Raw genomic sequence first — 16,433 nt, 5'->3', positions numbered from 1 at the left:
GTGCCGATACGATTTTGTACCGGCACGGAAACCGTCCTCCCAATGAGCGACGCCGCCACTCCCCGCGAGCGGTTTCGCCGCAACGCGAGCAGCATCGCCGCGACGGTGGTCACCGGCACGTGGCTCGGCGCCCTCCTGGCCGGGTTCGACTGGTGGCTCGGGTTCATGCTGTTCGGGTACATCGTGATCATTCCGGTCGTCTCGATGTTGTTCGACGAGGAAGCGGAGGACTCGCTCGCCGTCGAGCCCGAGGCCGAGTCGGCCCCCGTCGAACGCGGAGAGACGGCGGAGCGCGGCGAGGCGGCCGGCGACACCACGGACGCTCTCGAACGCCTGCGGACCCGGTACGCGAACGGTGACCTCACCGACGAGCAGTTCGAGCGGAAGCTCGATCGCCTACTGGAGACCGAGACGCCGGAGGACGCCGCCGAGTGGGCGGAGCGGAACCGCGCCGCGGCTCCGGAACGCGAAGCCGAGCGGGAGCGGTGACGCGGGGCGCCGCGCCGCTCCGACGCGACCGGCGCGACCGAACCTCAAGCTTCAATGCGCGCGGCCGACTCGACCGCGTATGAACGACCACGAACTGCGGAAGGAGGCGCACGACCTCGACGTGACCGTCTGGGTCGGGAAGAGCGGCGTCGACGCGGTCGTCGACGAGCTTGCCGACCAGCTCGACGACCGGAAGCTGGTGAAGGTGAAGTTCCTTCGGGCGGCCCGCGGCGGCACGTCGACCGACGAACTCGCCGACGAGCTCGCCGAGGCGGTCGGCGCCGACCTGATCGAGACGCGCGGCAACACGGCGGTGCTCCACTGATGGGCGCCCCCGCGGGCGCGTCCGGAGTCGTCGCGGTCGCGGGGACGCTGGAGCCGTACCTCGGTCCGCTGGCCGACATCGTCGTCGACGCCGCGATCTTCCTCGCCGTCGTCACCGCGACGTACGTCCTGTACAAGGCGGCCGTCAAGCCGCTCGTCCGCCGGGTGTTCGACCGACAGGGGCTCGACGAGCACGCCCGGCGCCCGCTCCAGAAGATCGTGGCGTTCCTCGTCCTGTTCGCCGGCGTCACGGTCGCGTTCGGCGCGGCGGGCTACCAGGGGTTCCTGCGCTCGCTCGCGACGATCGCGGCGGCGGCGACGCTCGCGATCGGCTTCGCGCTTCAGGACGTGATCAAGAACTTCGTCGCGGGCGTGTTCATCTACACGGACAAGCCGTTCCGCATCGGCGACTGGATCGAGTGGAACGGCAACTCGGGGGTCGTCGAGGACATCTCTTTCCGGGTCACCCGCGTGCGCACCTTCGACAACGAACTGCTTACGGTGCCGAACCACGCGCTGACGAGCGACGTGGTGAAGAACCCGGTCGCGAAGAAGACACTGCGGCTGAAGTTCGTCTTCGGGATCGACTACGAGGACGACGTGGAGAAGGCGACGGACATCATCGTCGAGGAGGCCGAGAGGAGCGACGCGATCCTCGAAGACCCCGCGCCGTCGGTCCGGCTGACCGAACTGGCCGACTCGTACGTCGGCCTCCAGTCGCGGATCTGGATCGACGACCCCTCGCGGGCGGACTTCGTGAAGGCGCGCGCCGACTACGTGAAGGCCGTCAAGGCGCGCTTCGACGAGGCGGGCATCTCGATCCCGTTCCCCCAGCGCACCGTCTCGGGACGCAACGAGTGGACGGATCCCTCGTCGTTCGGCGGAGACGATTGAAGCGGCGGCCGCGGCGGAGAACTCCCGCTCGGTGGAGCGGCGTCACCCGGCAGGGCGGCGCCTCGAACCGTCTGGCGGCGTCTTCCCCGTCGCTGGCGCGCTGAGTACGCCCGAGCACCGATAGTAACGAACTTCAAGGTCGGGTCTCTGGGTTGGTCCATGTACGTGGTCGTCATCGGGGCCGGCGAGGTCGGGACGAGCATCGCCGCGAGTCTCGCGTCGGACCACGAGGTCGTCGTCGTCGACGTCGATCCGGACCGGGCGGAACAGCTCAAGTACGAGCTCGACGTGCTCACCATCGCCGGGGACGGGACGTCCTCTGAGATCCAGTCGGCCGCCGACGTCGACCGCGCGGACATGGTCATCGCGTGTACCGACGACGACCAGACGAACCTCGTCGCGTGCGGGGCCGCGAAGACGCTCGGCGACGGGTTCACCATCGCCCGCGTGAAAAGCACCGAGTTCCTCCGCACCTGGCAGGGCAGCGAGGGCGCGTTCGGCGTCGACTTCATGGTGTGTACGGACCTGTTGACCGCGGAGAACATCGTCCGCGTCATCGGGCTCCCGGCGGCGATCGACGTCGACCCGTTCGCCGGCGGGCTCGTCCAGATGGCGGAGTTCGAGATCGGCGAGGGGAGCCCCGTCGCTGGACAGACCGTCTCGGAGGCCGACCGGTTCGAGTCGCTCACCTTCGTCGGGCTGTTCCGCGACGGCGAGATGACGATCCCCCGCGGCGACACGGACATCGTCGTCGGCGACCGCGCGGTGGTGGTCGGAAGCCCCGAGAGCGTTCAGTCGTTCGCGACCGACATCGCGCCCGAGGCGACGCCGGACGACGCCGACGAGATCGTCGTCGTCGGCGGCAGCGAGATCGGGTATCAGACCGCCCGGCTGCTGGAGGAGCGGGACTTCACGCCGCGGCTGATCGAGCGCGACGCCGACCGCGCGCGGTGGCTCGCCGAGAACCTCCCGGACACCGTCGTGATGGAACACGACCCCACCGACACCGAGTTCCTCTCCCGCGAACACGTCGACGAGGCCGATATCGTCGTCACGGCGCTCGGCTCCGACGAGAAGAACCTGCTCATCTCCGTGCTCGCCAAGCGCCTCGGCGTCGACCGCGTGATCGCCGTCGTCGACAGCCCCGACTACGTCACCGTCTTCGAGGAGATCGGCATCGACATCGCGATCAATCCCCGGACGGTCACCGCCGAGGAGATCACCCGGTTCACCTACGAGAGCGTCGCGGAGAACATCGCGGTGTTGGAAAACGACCAGGCGGAGGTCCTCGAACTTGAACTCACCGAGGGGTGCGGGCTCACGGGGCGACCGATATCGGACATCGTCGCGGAGAGCGACGCGCGGTTCGTTATCGGCGCGATCACGCGCAACCACCAGCTGGTCACCCCGCGCGGGGACACCGTACTTCAGGCCGGTGACCACGTGATACTCCTCGTGGAGTCCGACTCGGTCGGACAGATCGCCTCGATGGCGTGACCGCCTCCACGTGAGTACCACGATCCGCGTCGGCTGGCGGGCGAGCGTGGGACTCACTGGCGACGTCCTCGCCGCCCTCCCGGTTCCGCTCGCGTTTCCGCTGCTGATAGCCCTCTACTACGGCGAGCCGCCCGTGCCGTTCCTCGCGGCGATCGCCGCCTCGCTCGCGCTCGGTGCGGCGTTCCGGTCGGTACGGGACCCCGAGGGAGACCTCGGCCCGCGGGAGGCGTTCCTCGCGGTGGCGCTGATCTGGTTCCTCGTCGCCGCCGTCGGCGCGATCCCCTTCGTCGTCGCGGGCGTCGGCACGGTCGCGCACCCGGTGAACGCGCTGTTCGAGTCGATGAGCGGACTCACCACGACGGGCGCGACGGTGCTGCGCGACTTCTCGCTCCACTCGCGGTCCGTCATGATGTGGCGGCAGGTGATCCAATGGCTCGGCGGCCTCGGAATCCTGATCCTGGCGACCGCGGTGCTCTCCGAGATCGGCGTCGGCGGGGCACAGCTGATGGAGTCGGAGTCACAGACGCAAGACGTCAACAAGCTCACGCCGAAGATATCGCGGACCGCACAGCTTATCTGGGGGATCTACTTCGGGCTCACCGGCCTCGCGATCGCGGTGTACTTCCTGCTCGGGCTCGCCGTCGACCCGCGGATGGACCTGTACAACGCGGTCGCGCACGCGTTCACGTCCGTCGCGACCGCCGGCTTCTCGCCGGAGCCGCTCTCGGTCGGCGCGTTCCACCCGCTGATCCAGTGGGCGGTCGTCCCGTTCATGGTGATCGGCTCGACCAGTTTCGTCCTCATCTACTTCGCCATCAACGGCGAGCCGATGCGCCTGCTGCGAAACGAGGAGTTTCACTTCTACCTCGGCGCGATGGCGACGTTCGCGTCGATCGTCGGGGGCGCGCTGTTCCTCGATCCGAGCGTCACCTTCGGCGCCGAGGCGACGATCCGCCACGCAGTGTTCAACGTCGCGTCCATCGTGACGACGACCGGGTACGCCAGCACCGACTACGTGCTGTGGGCGCCCGCTGCGAAGCACATGCTGTTCATGGGGATGTTCGTCGGCGGGATGGTCGGGTCGACCACCTGCTCGATCAAGTCGCTGCGGTGGCTGGTCGCGCTGAAGTCGTTCCGCCGGGACCTCTTCACCGCGATCCACCCGGAGTCCGTTCGCCCGGTCCGGATATCGGGGGAGCCGGTCGACGAGGGCGCGATCCGCGACATCTACGCGTACCTCCTCTTGAGCATCGTGATCTTCTTCCTGCTCGCCGTGGTCATCGTCGTCGACGCCGAGCGGGCGAACCTGCGCGTGACCGAGTTCGAGGCGCTCGGGGCCGCGGCGACCACGTTCCTCAATATCGGCCCGGCGTTCGGCGACGCGGGCCCGTACGGGACGTTCGCGACGTTCCCGCTGAGTACGCGGGCCGTGATGATCGTCCTGATGTGGATCGGCCGGATCGAGATCATCCCGGTCCTCGTGTTGTTCACGAAGGCGTTCTGGACCTCCTGAGTCAAGGCGGCTCTCCCGTCGTCCCCCCTTCGACAGTTTAATACAGCGAACGGGCGACCGCCATACCGTTCGAGTATCATGTCTTGGGGCGTCAACTGGAAGGCGAGTGTCGGGCTTCTCGGCGTCGGCATCAAGTACCTCGCCGTCACGCTGCTTGTTCCTCTGGTGGTGGCGCTCGCGTACGGCGAAGACATCTGGGTCTTTCTGGTCTCCATGGCGATCGTCGCGGGGCTCGGCTTCGCGGTCGAGCGAGTCGACCCCGACCCGGATCTCGGTCCCCGCGAGGCGCTGCTGTTCGTCTCGCTCGCGTGGATCGCGGCGGCGGTCATCGGCACTATCCCGTACCTGATAGCCGGCTACGGGACCGCGTCGACGATCGGTCTCCAGACCGGGTCCGTCGGCGCGTTCACGGAGTCGATCGCCAACGCGCTGTTCGAGTCGATGAGCGGGTTCACCACGACCGGTGCGACCGTCCTCGGTGAGATCAGCACCGACCGGCACTCGCACGCCGTGCTGATGTGGCGGCAGCTGACGCAGTGGCTCGGCGGGATGGGGATCATCGTCCTGATGATCGCGATCCTCCCCGAGGTCGCCGTCAACGGCGCCCAACTGATGGAGTCGGAGGCGCCCGGGCCGGAGCTACAGAAGCTCACCCCGAAGATAGCCGAGACCGCGCGGGCGCTCTGGCTCATCTACTTCGGGTTCACCGTGGTGTACATCGCGATCCTGTACGGGCTCCACCTCGCCGGGATGGCGCCGAAAATGAACCTGTTCAACGCGATCGCGCACGGGTTTACGACCCTCCCGACGGGCGGGTTCTCCCCGAAGGCCGACAGCGTCGCGGCGTTCTCGGCCGTCGTCCAGTGGGTCGTCATCCCCTTCATGCTCGTCGCCGGCGTCAACTTCGCGCTGTTCTGGCACGTGCTACGCGGCGAGGTCGAGACGATGGTGAAGAACGCGGAGTTCCGCGCGTACGCCGGGGCCGTCGCGGTCGTGACCGCCGTGCTCGCGGTGTTGCTGTTCCGCGGCGCGGCGCCGCCGATCGAGCTCGGCGGGGCGACCCAGGGGGTCGCCGAGAACTCGCTCCGGCAGGCGGCGTTCCAGATCGCGTCGCTGCTGAACTCGACGGGGTACGCCACCGCCGACTTCGCGCAGTGGAACGCCGACGCACAGATTCTCCTCATGTTCGCGATGTTCATCGGCGGTTCCGCCGGCTCGACCGGCGGCGGCGTCAAGATCGTACGGTGGCTGATCGTCGGGAAGGCGATCCGGCGCGAGCTGTTCACCTCCGCCCACCCCGACGTCGTCCGGCCGGTCCGCCTCAGCGGGAACGTCGTCGACGAGGACGCGATCCGCGGCATCATGGCGTTCACCATCCTGTACCTCGTCCTGTTCGGCGTCTCGGCGGTGTTCCTGTCCCTCGACGCGAGCCGGATCGGCGTCCAGCTGACGATGTTGGAGTCGACGAGCGCGTCGCTCGCGACGATCGGAAACATCGGCCCCGGGTTCGGTCGCCTCGGGCCGTTCGGAAGCTACCTGTTCTTCCCGGACACGTCGAAGCTGCTGATGATCTTCCTGATGTGGGTCGGTCGGCTGGAGATCGTCCCGGTGCTGGCCGTGTTCATCTCGGCCGTGGACGGTCGGTGAGGACCGTCTCGGACCCGAATGGGTCCCGATACGTCCCTAGCGAGGTGCCTGCTATCGGGCCAACCGAGGTTCGGAGTGCGTATCTTCTTAACCGACCGGAGTATCGGTGTTCGTATGACGAGTACAGCCGATCCCGACGGGCAGAATCTCCTCGGCCACGTCCTCCTCCCGGTCGCGAACGAGGAGGACGCGCTGGCGACGGCGCGGGCGCTCGAACCGTACGACCCGGAGCGCGTGACCGCGCTCCACGTGGTCGAGAAGGGCGAGGGCGTCCCGGACAAGACGCCCGTCGAGCAGTCGGAGGAACTCGCCGAGGAGTCGTACGCCGCGGTCCGGCGCGTGTTCCCGGACGCCGGCGACCACACCGCGTACGCTCGCGACATCGCCGGTGCGATCTTCGACGCCGTCGACGAGGTCGACGCGAGCGCGATCGGCTATCGCTCTCGCGGCGGCAACCGCCTGTTCCGGTTCCTCTCGGGCGATGTCTCGCTCGAACTCGTGACTGAGTCGCACGTGCCCGTGGTCGCGCTTCCGCGCGGGGGAGCGGCCGACTGAGTCGGCCGCCTCCCGGTCCGCCGCGACCGCTCGTGGCGCGGCGTCCGATCGCTCCGTTGTGTCGGGGAACGGTAGGTTTTCGTCGATCCTTTTTGAACACGTGTCGTATGTACGTGATCGTCGTGGGCGCGGGCGACATCGGGACCCCGCTCGTCGACCTCGCGACCGACAGCGGCAACGAGGTCGTCGTCATCGAGCGTGACGAGGAACGGGCGGAGCGGGCGTCGCGGCAGTACGACTGCCTCGTCCTTAACGACGACGCGACCTCGAAGGAGACCCTCCAAGACGCCGGGGCCGAACGGGCCGACGCGCTCATATCGACGACGGATCAGGACGCGACGAACATCATGGTCTGTCTGCTGGCCCAGGAGCTGTCGGTCCCGAACATCGTCTCGGTCGTCCACAACCCCGAGCACATGAGCGTGTTCGAGCAGATCGGCGTCAACACGATGCAGAACCCACAGAGCCTGATCGCGGAGTACCTCTACCGGGCGGTGAGCCGGCCGTCGGTCGTCGACTTCATGCACATCGGCGAGGAGGCGGAGGTGTTCGAGATCACCGTGGGAGGAGACGCCCCGATCGCCGGGAAGACGCTCCGCGAGGCGGACGAGGCGGACCTCATCGGCGGCCAGACGCTGATCGTCGCCGTCGAGCGCGACAGATCGGAGGCCCCGATAACGCCGCGCGGGGAGACCCGCATTCACGAAGGCGACATGCTCACCGTGTACTCCGGCGTCGGCGCGACCGCCGAGGTGACCGACGTGTTCGGGCACGCGGAGGATCGCGACTGAGATGCCCGACCGGAACGGCAACCGATTCCCAACCGATCTCGGCGTCATCGCCCGGGACATCGGCTCGCTCCTCTTGATGGAGGCCGGGCTGATGACCGTCACGGTGGTCGTCGCGCTCGGGTTCGGAGAGCTCCACGCGGCGCTCGGCTTCCTCCTCGCGGGCGGGGTGACGGCGCTCGTCGGCGGCGCCGCGAACAGGCGGTTCGCCGACGCCCCGGAGCCGAAAATGAAACACGGGATGGTGATCGCGGCCGGCGGCTGGCTCATGGTCGCCCTCTTCGGCGGCCTGCCGCTGTTCCTCACAGCGTGGACGACGCCAGCGGCCGCGATGGACGCGTTCGTTCCGGCGGCCGCGGACACCGCCTCGTGGGAGCCGATCGGGGTCGGCGGGACGACGACCCTCTCCAGTCTCGCGTACTTCCGCGACCCGCTCCACGCCTTCTTCGAGAGCATGAGCGGGTGGACCGGGAGCGGGCTGACGATGGCCGTCCACGAGCCGTCGCTGCCGCGGGCGGTGCAGTGGTGGCGCTCGTTCATCCAGTGGGTCGGCGGGGTGGGCGTCATCGTCCTCACGGTCTCGATTCTCTCGCGTCCCGGCAGCGGGAGCTACGCCCTCTACCGCAGCGAGGCGCGCGAGCGGAAGATCCACCCGAGCGTCGTCTCGACGGTCCGGACGGTCTGGAAGCTCGTGGTGGCGTACACGCTGTTGGCCTTCGCGGCGCTGTTCGTCGCGATCCGGGCGAGCGAGAGCGCGTACGCCGAGTCGCTCTCGCTCGGCGAGACGGCGTGGCAGGCGCTCAACCACGCGATGACCGGGCTCACGACCGGCGGGTTCTCCGTCACGGACAACTCGATCGCGACGTACGGCTCCCCGCTAGTTGAGGCGACGCTGCTGCCGATCATGGTGCTCGGCGCGATCGCGTTCCCGGTCCACTACGTCGTGCTCAGCGACCGGAACGTGCGCGAACTGGCCGCAGACCTCCAGACGAGGTGGCTGTTCACGCTGCTGGGCGCGGGCGTCGTCGTGCTCTCGGTACAGAACGTCGCGTCCGCCGAGATAGCGTCGAGCGCGTTCTCGACGGGATCGTTCTTCCCGCTCTCCGCGTCTCCCCTCGACTGGGCGCAGCTCGACGCCGTTCGGGACTCGACGTTCCAGTGGATCAGCGCGCTCACGTGTACCGGCTTCCAGTCCGCACCGATCGGCCGCTGGGTCGCCGGCGCGAAGGTGTTGGTCGTCGGCGCGATGACGCTCGGCGGCGCGGCGGGGTCGACCGTCGGCGGTATCAAGATCGTCCGCGGGTACACGGTCGCCCGGGGCATCGTCTGGCAGTTCTCACGCGTGTTCCTCCCGAAGAACGCGGTCGTCACCGCGCGGCTGGGCGACCGAACGCTGGACCGCGAGGCGATGGAGCGCGAGTTCGGCGAGGCGGCCATCGTCACCCTGCTGTGGCTCCTCGCGCTCGTCGCCGGCAGCCTCGTCCTCGTCAACGTCGCCGGGCCGGAGTTCGGCTACGCCGACGCGCTGTTCGAGGTCGCGAGCGCGCAGGGGAACGTCGGCCTCTCGACGGGGATCACGGGGCCCTCGATGTCGCCGGCCGCCGAGGGGATGTTCGTCCTGAACATGTGGATCGGCCGGTTGGAGATTATCCCGGTGCTGGTGTTCGTCCGGGCCGGGATCTGGGGGCTGAACCCCTGACGGCCGACTCTCTCTCGACGTCGTAGCTCGTCTCGCTCACACCTCTCGCTCGTGAACCGTCCCCATGAACGACCAGTGTACCTTGCTGGTCCCGTCCGGATGCGGCTCCTCCGTGACGTGGTAGAGGTAGGGCCCGTGTGGGCAGTCGTCGCAGCCGTCGGCGCAGCGGAACTGCTTCACCACCTCGGTGTAGCCGTCGTGCTCGGTGACGCGGAGGATGTCGTCGTTGTCCTCCGGGTCGATCGGGAGTTCCGCCTCCCCGTGGAAGTGGAGCAGTTCCTGCGCGTGGACGATGGCCTTCCGGAGCTCTCCCGGCGTACACTCGCGCAGCTCCGCAACGAGCTTCGGCGGGAGTCCTTCGGGCGGCGTCGGGCGCTCGGCGGCATCTGTCATAGCCGGCACTTCGACTCGGTCCCATATAATGGATCCGTGGGGGGTCGGGAGGGCGCCGGGTCCTTCCAAAATATAATGAATATTTATACGCGACCGGCGGGTAACGGGCGGTATGTACGACGACGAGGAGCTCTCCCAGATCCGCGAGGCGAAGGCGTCGTGGGAGGCGGAAACGCTCGACCCGACGCTCGACCGCCACGGGGAGCGGAGCGAGCGGTTCGCGACCGTGTCGAACCGCGAGGTCGACCGCATCTACACGCCCGACGACGTCGCCGACCTCGACTACGAGGAGGACCTCGGCTTCCCGGGCGAGCCGCCGTACACCCGCGGGGTCTACCCGACGATGTACCGCGGGCGCACGTGGACGATGCGGCAGTTCGCGGGGTTCGGCACCGCGGAGGAGACGAACGAGCGGTTCCACTACCTGATAGACGAGGGGCAGACCGGGCTCTCGACCGCGTTCGACATGCCCTCGCTGATGGGGATCGACTCCGACGACAAGATGTCGCTCGGCGAGGTGGGCAAGGAGGGCGTCGCGGTCGACACGCTCCGCGACATGGAGGTGCTGTTCGACGGCATCGACCTCGCGGAGGTGTCCACCTCGTTTACTATCAACCCGAGCGCCCCGGTGATCTACGCGATGTACGTCGCGCTCGCCGACCAGCGCGGAGTCCCGCGCGAGAAGCTCCGGGGGACCCTCCAGAACGACATGCTCAAGGAGTTCATCGCGCAGAAGGAGTGGGTGGTCCCGCCGGCGCCGTCGCTCGAGCTGGTGACGGACACGATCGAGTTCGCCGTCGCGGAGACGCCGAAGTTCAAACCCATCTCGGTGTCGGGGTACCACATCCGCGAGGCGGGGTCGACCGCGGTCCAGGAGCTCGCCTTCACCCTCGCCGACGGCTTCGCCTACGTCGAGGCGTGCCTCGACCGCGGGCTCGACGTCGACGAGTTCGCCCCTCAGCTCTCCTTCTTCTTCAACTCGCACAACTCCCTCTTCGAGGAGGTCGCGAAGTTCCGCGCGGCGCGCCGGATCTACGCGACGGTGATGGATGAGTGGTACGGCGCCGAGGCCGAGGCGTCGAAACAGCTGAAGTTCCACACCCAGACCGCCGGGCAGTCGCTGACGGCCCAACAGCCGCTCAACAACGTCGCGCGCGTCACGATCCAGGCGCTCGCGGGCGTGCTGGGCGGCACGCAGAGCCTCCACACCAACTCGTTCGACGAGGCGCTCGCGCTCCCCTCCGAGCAGGCGGTCCGCGTCGCGCTCCGGACCCAGCAGATCATCGCCGAGGAGTCCGGCGCGGCCGACATCGTCGACCCGCTCGGGGGCTCGTTCGCGGTCGAGTCGCTCACCGACGAGACGGAGGCGGCAGCGATGGAGTACATCGAGGAGATCAAAGAGATGGGCGACGGCTCCGTACGCGACGGCGTCCTCCGGGGGATCGAGCAGGGGTACTTCCACCGCGAGATCCAGGAGTCGGCCTACGAGTACCAGGAGCGCGTCGACGAGGGCGACGAGACGGTCGTCGGCGTCAACGCCTACGAGATCGACGAGGACACGCGGCCGGACCTGCTGAAGGTCGACGAGACAACCCGCGAGCGACAGCTCGATCGGCTCGAATCGGTGAAGGCCGAACGCGACGACGACGCGGTCGAGAGCGCGCTCGACGACCTCCGAGACGCCGTCGAGGCCGGGGAGAACGCCATGCCCGAGATCGTCGCGGCGGTGAAGGCGTACGCGACGATGGGCGAGATAATGGCGGTGTTCGAGGAGGAACACGGCACGTACCGCGAGCGGATCGGCGTCGCCTGACGCGAAAAACCGAGGGAGTCGGACCGACTGCGCTGCGCCGTCCCGACCGGTCGCTCGCTACGCCGTCTCGACCGGTCGCGCGGACTCCGCGCACCACGCGTTGCCCCGGCGGCCCGCCCGCCTGAGGTCGAGTTCGACGACCGAGCCGGCGTCGAGCGCGGACAGCTCGGCCTCCACGTCGGGGTCGTCGTACTCGACGACGTACAGCGTCCCGTTGCGCGGGTACTCGCGGAGCGTGATCGCCCCGTGGTCGTTGCACGCGTCGACGACAGTGTACTTGCCAGTGCGGTCCATCCCGTCCCGAGCTACGCCGTGGTTTATGTTAACAGTTGTGCGTGTGGACGCGCCGACCGCACGCGACGGCCGCGAACGGTCCACTTTAATCGGCGCGTCGCCTCGCTCGCGTATGACGGAGACGGAGATCCCCGAGGACCACCCGCGGTACGCGTCGCTCGTGACGCGCCACCGGATCGAGGCGGGCGTCGAGCAAGGGATCACCTCGAAGCAGGGGCTGATCGCGCAGGGGCGCGGCGAGGCGTTCGACTACCTCCTCGGCGAGCGCACGCTCCCGAGCGCCGACGCGGCCGCGCGCGCCGCTGCCGCGACGCTCCTGCTCGCGGAGCGGCCCGTGATCTCGGTGAACGGGAACGTCGCGGCGCTCGCGCCGGCGGAGACGGTCGACCTCGCGGAGGCGGTCGACGCGGACTTGGAGGTGAACCTGTTCAACCACACCGACGAGCGCGTCCGGCGGATCGCTGACCACCTCCGGGAGCACGACGCCGACGAGGTGAAGGGGCTCGCCGGCGACGGCGAGATCCCCGGGCTCGACCACGCCCGCGGCGTCGTCGACGCCGACGGGATCGAGGCGGCCGACGCCGTCGTGGTCCCGCTGGAGGACGGCGACCGCGCCGCCGCGCTCGACGCGATGGGAAAGACGGAGATCGTGATCGATCTCAATCCGGGAAGCCGCTCGCCGCAGACCGCCGACGTGCCGATAATCGACAACCTGCTGCGCGCGGTGCCGAACGTCGCCGCTCACGCGCGCGACCTCGCGGACGCGACGCCAGCCGAACTGGAGCGGATCGCCGACGAGTTCGACGCGGATGCGGCCCTCGACGCCGCCGAGGCGGCGATCCGCGAGGGGTCGTTCGCCGACGGGGACGGGGCGTAGTCCGGGCACAACCCTCGCCGGAAGGCAAAAGCCTCCGCCGCTCCTAGCGGGAGTATGGAACTCGACGAGACGGACCGGGCGATCCTGCGGATCCTCCAGGAGGACGCGCGGACCCCGTTCTCGGAGGTCGCACGCCGGATCGACATGTCCAGCGCCACCGTCCACGACCGGGTCAGCCGCCTCGAAGAGGCGGGCGTCATCCGCGGGTATCACGCCGACATCGACCCGAAGGCGGTCGGTCACGGCGTCGGCGCCTTCGTCGGCCTGCGAGTCGAACAGGGCCGCGAGGAGGACGCGCTCGAACGGCTCCGGGGAATCGACGGCGTGCGCGAGATACACCTCACCACCGGCGAGTGGGACGTCATCCTCCGCGTCGTCGCGGCCGACACCGACCGGCTCCGGGAGCTGATGTTCGAACGGATCGCGGAGACCGAGGGATTCTCGCGCTCGCAGACGATGGTGATCCTCGGCACCGACTACGAACAGCCCGGACCGCCGTTATAACTCGACCCGGGGCGTGGACAGTCGTCGGGACCGCTCGGTCGTGTCGGCCACCGGTCGCCCGTTCGCGCCGGCCTCCGGCCGTCCGGGACCGGAACGCTCAACTCGGGACCTCTCCGAACGGTGACCATGAGCACAGCTGTCGCGGACGGGCTCGACCTGTCCCCGGAGCGCGCGTGGGCGGCAGTCGTCGGGGGGGTCACGGCGCTTTTGACGATCGGGTCGGTCGTCTTCCCGCGCGTCGTCTACGACCGGTTCCTCTGGCGCTACTTCTGGGGACCGGTGGTCGCGGACGGCGAGGGCGCGCAGTGCGCCGTCCGCGAGGCGGGCGGCACCACGGAGCTGCTCGGCAGCAGCGCGGCGTGCCAGTCGGCGCGGAGCGCCGGCGAGGTCGTCGCCGCTCCGGGGTACACCACCCTCTCGACGGTGAGCTACGTCGTGATCCTGTTGGCGATGCTGGTCGGCGTCGTCTTCCTCCTCCGCCGGCTCGACATCGCGACGGAGCTCCGGTTCTTCTACGCGCTGTTCCCGTTCATGCTGTTCGGCGGGGCGATGCGGACGGTCGAGGACGCGGGGGTCGCGGCGACCGCTGCCGGCGCCGAGCCGCTGATCCCGTTCCCGGCGAGCGCGGTGTTGATCAGCCCGTTCATCTACTTCACCGTGTTCCTGTTCACGCTGGCGTGCGTCCTCGCGGCGTACGGGCTCGAACGGCGCGGCGCCGTCGACGACTACGCGCGCCCGCTGTTCGGGTCGGGCGCCGCGGGGCTCGCGCTCGCGGTCGGCTACCTCGCGTACCTCGCGGCCACGACCGGCTACGTCACGTTCTACCCGCAGGTGCTCGTCCCGACCCTCGCCGTCGCGACCGCCGCGACCGCGGGCACGTGGGCGCTCGCGACGCGCCAGATTCCGACGATCCGACAGGGGACCGGCGCGGCGGGGGTCGTGATCATCTGGGGGCACGCGGTCGACGGCGTCGCGAACGTAATCGGGCTCAACTGGATGCCCGCACTGACCGGCACTGCGAACCTCGTCCCGAAACACGTCGTCAACGCGCTCATCGTCGACTGGACCGGGCGGCTGCTCCCCGACTCGATCCTCGCCGTCACCGGCGACGCGTGGCCGTTCCTCCTCGTGAAGCTGGCGGCCGCGACGTTCGTCGTCTGGGTGTTCAACGGCGAGATGAAGGCGGAGTCGCCGCGCTACACGCTGCTGTTGTTGATTACCGTGCTGGCCGTCGGACTGGGCCCCGGGACGCGGGACATGCTGCGCGCGACGTTCGGGGTTTAAATGGCGGGCGGTTAATCCCCGTAGTTCAGGACGCTCGCAGATCCGCTCGTTTATCCCGAGATCGGATTACTGGCAGTCGGAAACCGAATTTGACACAATGAACGGGCACGTCAGAATTATGCTTCTCGGAAGTCTCGGTCTGGTTATTAGCGTCCCCATTTGGTATACGATTATATCCTCCGAGGAATTTTCACCGGACGTTTTCTTGAATCCGAGCCTGCTATTCTGGCTGATATTCGGGTTTGTCGTTTTCCTGTTCGGGTATTACAACACCGATGTAGAGTAATTCGGGTCCACTCACGAGGCGATCGTTCCCGAAGGCTCACTCGCTCATTTATAGATGGCTAACCGCGGATCAGTGGCGGACTCCTCCAAAGCCCCGCCCGCACAGCAACCGCGCCTCACGCCTCCCCAGCCTCGTCACCGGACGACGTCCGGTTGTAAGCGAGAGCGGGGCTCTCGCCCTGTCGGTGGTCCTCCGCTTCGCTCCGGACCACGGACTCCCTCGCGCGTCCTGTCTCGCGGCCGCCGGGGGCGGCCGCTCGCAGGCACGCGCCACCGCACCGCATGTTTATGAATGAATCTCGGGACACCACGTCGCGATCGGTCACTCGGGTCGCTCCGCAACGGCATCTTATAAGCCGTCGCGGGGGGAACGGTCTCGGTAATGCTGGACGGGGTCAACGTCGCGCTCGGCGTCTCGGGGAGCATCGCGGCGGTGAAGGTCGTCGAACTCGCGCACGAACTGCGCCGCCACGGCGCGAGCGTCCGCGCCGTCATGTCCCCGGCGGCGACGAACATCGTCCACCCGTGGGCGGTCGACTTCGCGACCGACGAGCCGGTCGTCACGGAGATCACCGGCAGCGTCGAACACGTCGAGTTATGCGGCCGGGAGGGGTGGGCCGACGTGCTCCTGCTCGCGCCCGCGACCGCCAACACCGCGGGGAAGATCGCCGCGGCCGTCGACGACACGCCCGTGACGACCTGTGCGACGACCGCGCTCGGCGCGGACGTACCGGTCGTGATGGCCCCGGCGATGCACGAGCCGATGTACGACCACCCGGGCGTCCTCGACGCCCTCGACCGCTTGGAGTCGTGGGGGATCCGCTTCGCGGACCCGCGTATCGAGGAGGGGAAAGCGAAGATCGCCGCCGAGGAAGACATCGTCACGGAGGTCGCCCGCGCGACGACGCCCCAGACCCTCTCGGACGCGCATATCGTCGTCACCGCGGGCGCGACGAAGGAGCGGATCGACCCGATCCGCATCCTGACGAACCGCGCGTCGGGGAAAACGGGCCGCGCCCTGGCGCGGGCGTGCTACGTCCGCGGTGCGCGCGTGACGCTCGTTCAGGACGGCCCCGAGGTCCCCTACGCCGACGTGGTCGCCGTCGAGACCGCCGACGAGATGATGGACGCCTGTCGGCGGACCGCCGCGACCGCGGACGCGCTGGTGTCCGCGGCCGCCATCTCGGATTTCACCGCCGACGCCGTCGACGAGAAGATCCGGTCCGGATCGCCGCTGTCGGTCGATCTCAGGCCGACGCCGAAGCTCATCGACTCGGTGCGCGAGGCGTATCCCGACCTCCCGATCGTCGGCTTCAAGGCCGAGACGTCGGGCGACGACGCGGCGATGGTGGCGGAAGCGGAGCGCATCCGCGACCGCGTGGGGCTCTCGTTCGTGGTCGCCAACGACGCGAGCGTGATGGGCGAGGAGGCGACGCGGGCGCTGCTCGTCGGCCGAGGGGACACCCGCGAGTTCGTCGGTGATAAGGACGGGCTCGGCGCCCGTGTCGCCGACGAACTCGCCGGCGTCCTCGGGCGATCCGAGAGCGAAACCGTGGGATAACGAAATAGTTTTGACT

The 16,433-nt window shown here is 68.7% G+C and carries 16 protein-coding genes; 14 read left to right on the top strand and 2 right to left on the bottom strand.

Annotation, left to right across the window (positions count from 1 at the left end):
• The first annotated feature begins 42 nt into the window (after positions 1–42).
• The 9 genes from EXE51_RS10965 to EXE51_RS10925 all read left to right on the top strand — a co-directional run bounded on the left by EXE51_RS10965 (position 43) and on the right by EXE51_RS10925 (position 9,406).
• On the top strand, positions 43–489 hold the full coding sequence (locus EXE51_RS10965; protein ID WP_049930053.1) for an SHOCT domain-containing protein: 447 nt from the start codon (positions 43–45) through the stop codon (positions 487–489).
• A 79-nt stretch (positions 490–568) separates the two neighbouring features.
• On the top strand, positions 569–814 hold the full coding sequence (locus EXE51_RS10960; RefSeq protein WP_137692668.1) for a YhbY family RNA-binding protein: 246 nt from the start codon (positions 569–571) through the stop codon (positions 812–814).
• Positions 814–1,707, top strand: a complete 894-nt coding sequence (locus tag EXE51_RS10955) for a mechanosensitive ion channel family protein (protein ID WP_049930051.1) — start codon at positions 814–816, stop codon at positions 1,705–1,707. Before EXE51_RS10960 ends, EXE51_RS10955 begins: the two co-directional genes overlap by 1 nt.
• Before the next feature lie 159 nt (positions 1,708–1,866).
• Positions 1,867–3,204 carry a Trk system potassium transporter TrkA gene (gene trkA / locus EXE51_RS10950; protein ID WP_049930049.1) on the top strand — a complete coding sequence of 446 codons (1,338 nt, stop codon included), beginning with the start codon at positions 1,867–1,869 and terminating at the stop codon, positions 3,202–3,204.
• Between the two features lie 10 nt (positions 3,205–3,214).
• Positions 3,215–4,717 (top strand): TrkH family potassium uptake protein, encoded by a 1,503-nt coding sequence (locus EXE51_RS10945; protein WP_089307827.1) that lies wholly within the window; start codon positions 3,215–3,217, stop codon positions 4,715–4,717.
• A gap of 78 nt (positions 4,718–4,795) precedes the next feature.
• Positions 4,796–6,364: a TrkH family potassium uptake protein gene (locus tag EXE51_RS10940; protein ID WP_094495031.1), complete on the top strand. Its 1,569-nt coding sequence runs from the start codon at positions 4,796–4,798 to the stop codon at positions 6,362–6,364.
• Between the two features lie 114 nt (positions 6,365–6,478).
• Positions 6,479–6,919 (top strand): universal stress protein, encoded by a 441-nt coding sequence (locus EXE51_RS10935; protein ID WP_094552613.1) that lies wholly within the window; start codon positions 6,479–6,481, stop codon positions 6,917–6,919.
• Positions 6,920–7,011: 92 nt separating this feature from the next.
• A complete protein-coding gene (locus EXE51_RS10930; RefSeq protein WP_342764947.1) occupies positions 7,012–7,710 on the top strand; it encodes a TrkA family potassium uptake protein in 699 nt (232 codons plus the stop codon).
• 1 nt (position 7,711) lies between these two features.
• Entirely contained in the window at positions 7,712–9,406 is a 1,695-nt protein-coding gene (locus EXE51_RS10925) for a potassium transporter TrkG (protein WP_094495030.1), read from the top strand.
• Between the two features lie 36 nt (positions 9,407–9,442).
• On the opposite strand, the gene EXE51_RS10920 is transcribed toward EXE51_RS10925, so the two are convergent.
• A complete protein-coding gene (locus EXE51_RS10920; protein ID WP_049930042.1) occupies positions 9,443–9,799 on the bottom strand; it encodes a hypothetical protein in 357 nt (118 codons plus the stop codon).
• Positions 9,800–9,911: 112 nt separating this feature from the next.
• On the opposite strand from EXE51_RS10920, the gene EXE51_RS10915 reads away from it, so the two are divergent.
• Positions 9,912–11,612: a methylmalonyl-CoA mutase gene (locus tag EXE51_RS10915; RefSeq protein ID WP_094495029.1), complete on the top strand. Its 1,701-nt coding sequence runs from the start codon at positions 9,912–9,914 to the stop codon at positions 11,610–11,612.
• 57 nt (positions 11,613–11,669) lie between these two features.
• On the opposite strand, the gene EXE51_RS10910 is transcribed toward EXE51_RS10915, so the two are convergent.
• Positions 11,670–11,906 (bottom strand): hypothetical protein, encoded by a 237-nt coding sequence (locus tag EXE51_RS10910; protein ID WP_049930038.1) that lies wholly within the window; start codon positions 11,904–11,906, stop codon positions 11,670–11,672.
• 112 nt (positions 11,907–12,018) lie between these two features.
• On the opposite strand from EXE51_RS10910, the gene EXE51_RS10905 reads away from it, so the two are divergent.
• The 4 genes from EXE51_RS10905 (at position 12,019) to coaBC (ending at position 16,417) form a co-directional block, all read left to right on the top strand.
• On the top strand, positions 12,019–12,783 hold the full coding sequence (locus EXE51_RS10905) for a phosphopantothenate/pantothenate synthetase (RefSeq protein WP_137692667.1): 765 nt from the start codon (positions 12,019–12,021) through the stop codon (positions 12,781–12,783).
• A gap of 54 nt (positions 12,784–12,837) precedes the next feature.
• Positions 12,838–13,287 (top strand): Lrp/AsnC family transcriptional regulator, encoded by a 450-nt coding sequence (locus EXE51_RS10900; RefSeq protein ID WP_006113217.1) that lies wholly within the window; start codon positions 12,838–12,840, stop codon positions 13,285–13,287.
• A 126-nt stretch (positions 13,288–13,413) separates the two neighbouring features.
• On the top strand, positions 13,414–14,571 hold the full coding sequence (locus tag EXE51_RS10895; RefSeq protein WP_137692666.1) for a DUF63 family protein: 1,158 nt from the start codon (positions 13,414–13,416) through the stop codon (positions 14,569–14,571).
• 667 nt (positions 14,572–15,238) lie between these two features.
• Entirely contained in the window at positions 15,239–16,417 is a 1,179-nt protein-coding gene (gene coaBC, locus EXE51_RS10885) for a bifunctional phosphopantothenoylcysteine decarboxylase/phosphopantothenate--cysteine ligase CoaBC (protein WP_049930028.1), read from the top strand.
• Positions 16,418–16,433: the final 16 nt, after the last annotated feature.

The organism is Halorubrum sp. CGM5_25_10-8B (assembly GCF_005435095.1).
Lineage (GTDB): Archaea > Halobacteriota > Halobacteria > Halobacteriales > Haloferacaceae > Halorubrum > Halorubrum ezzemoulense.
Note: the sequence above shows the minus strand (reverse complement) of the source record. Positions and strands in the feature narration are given on the sequence as shown.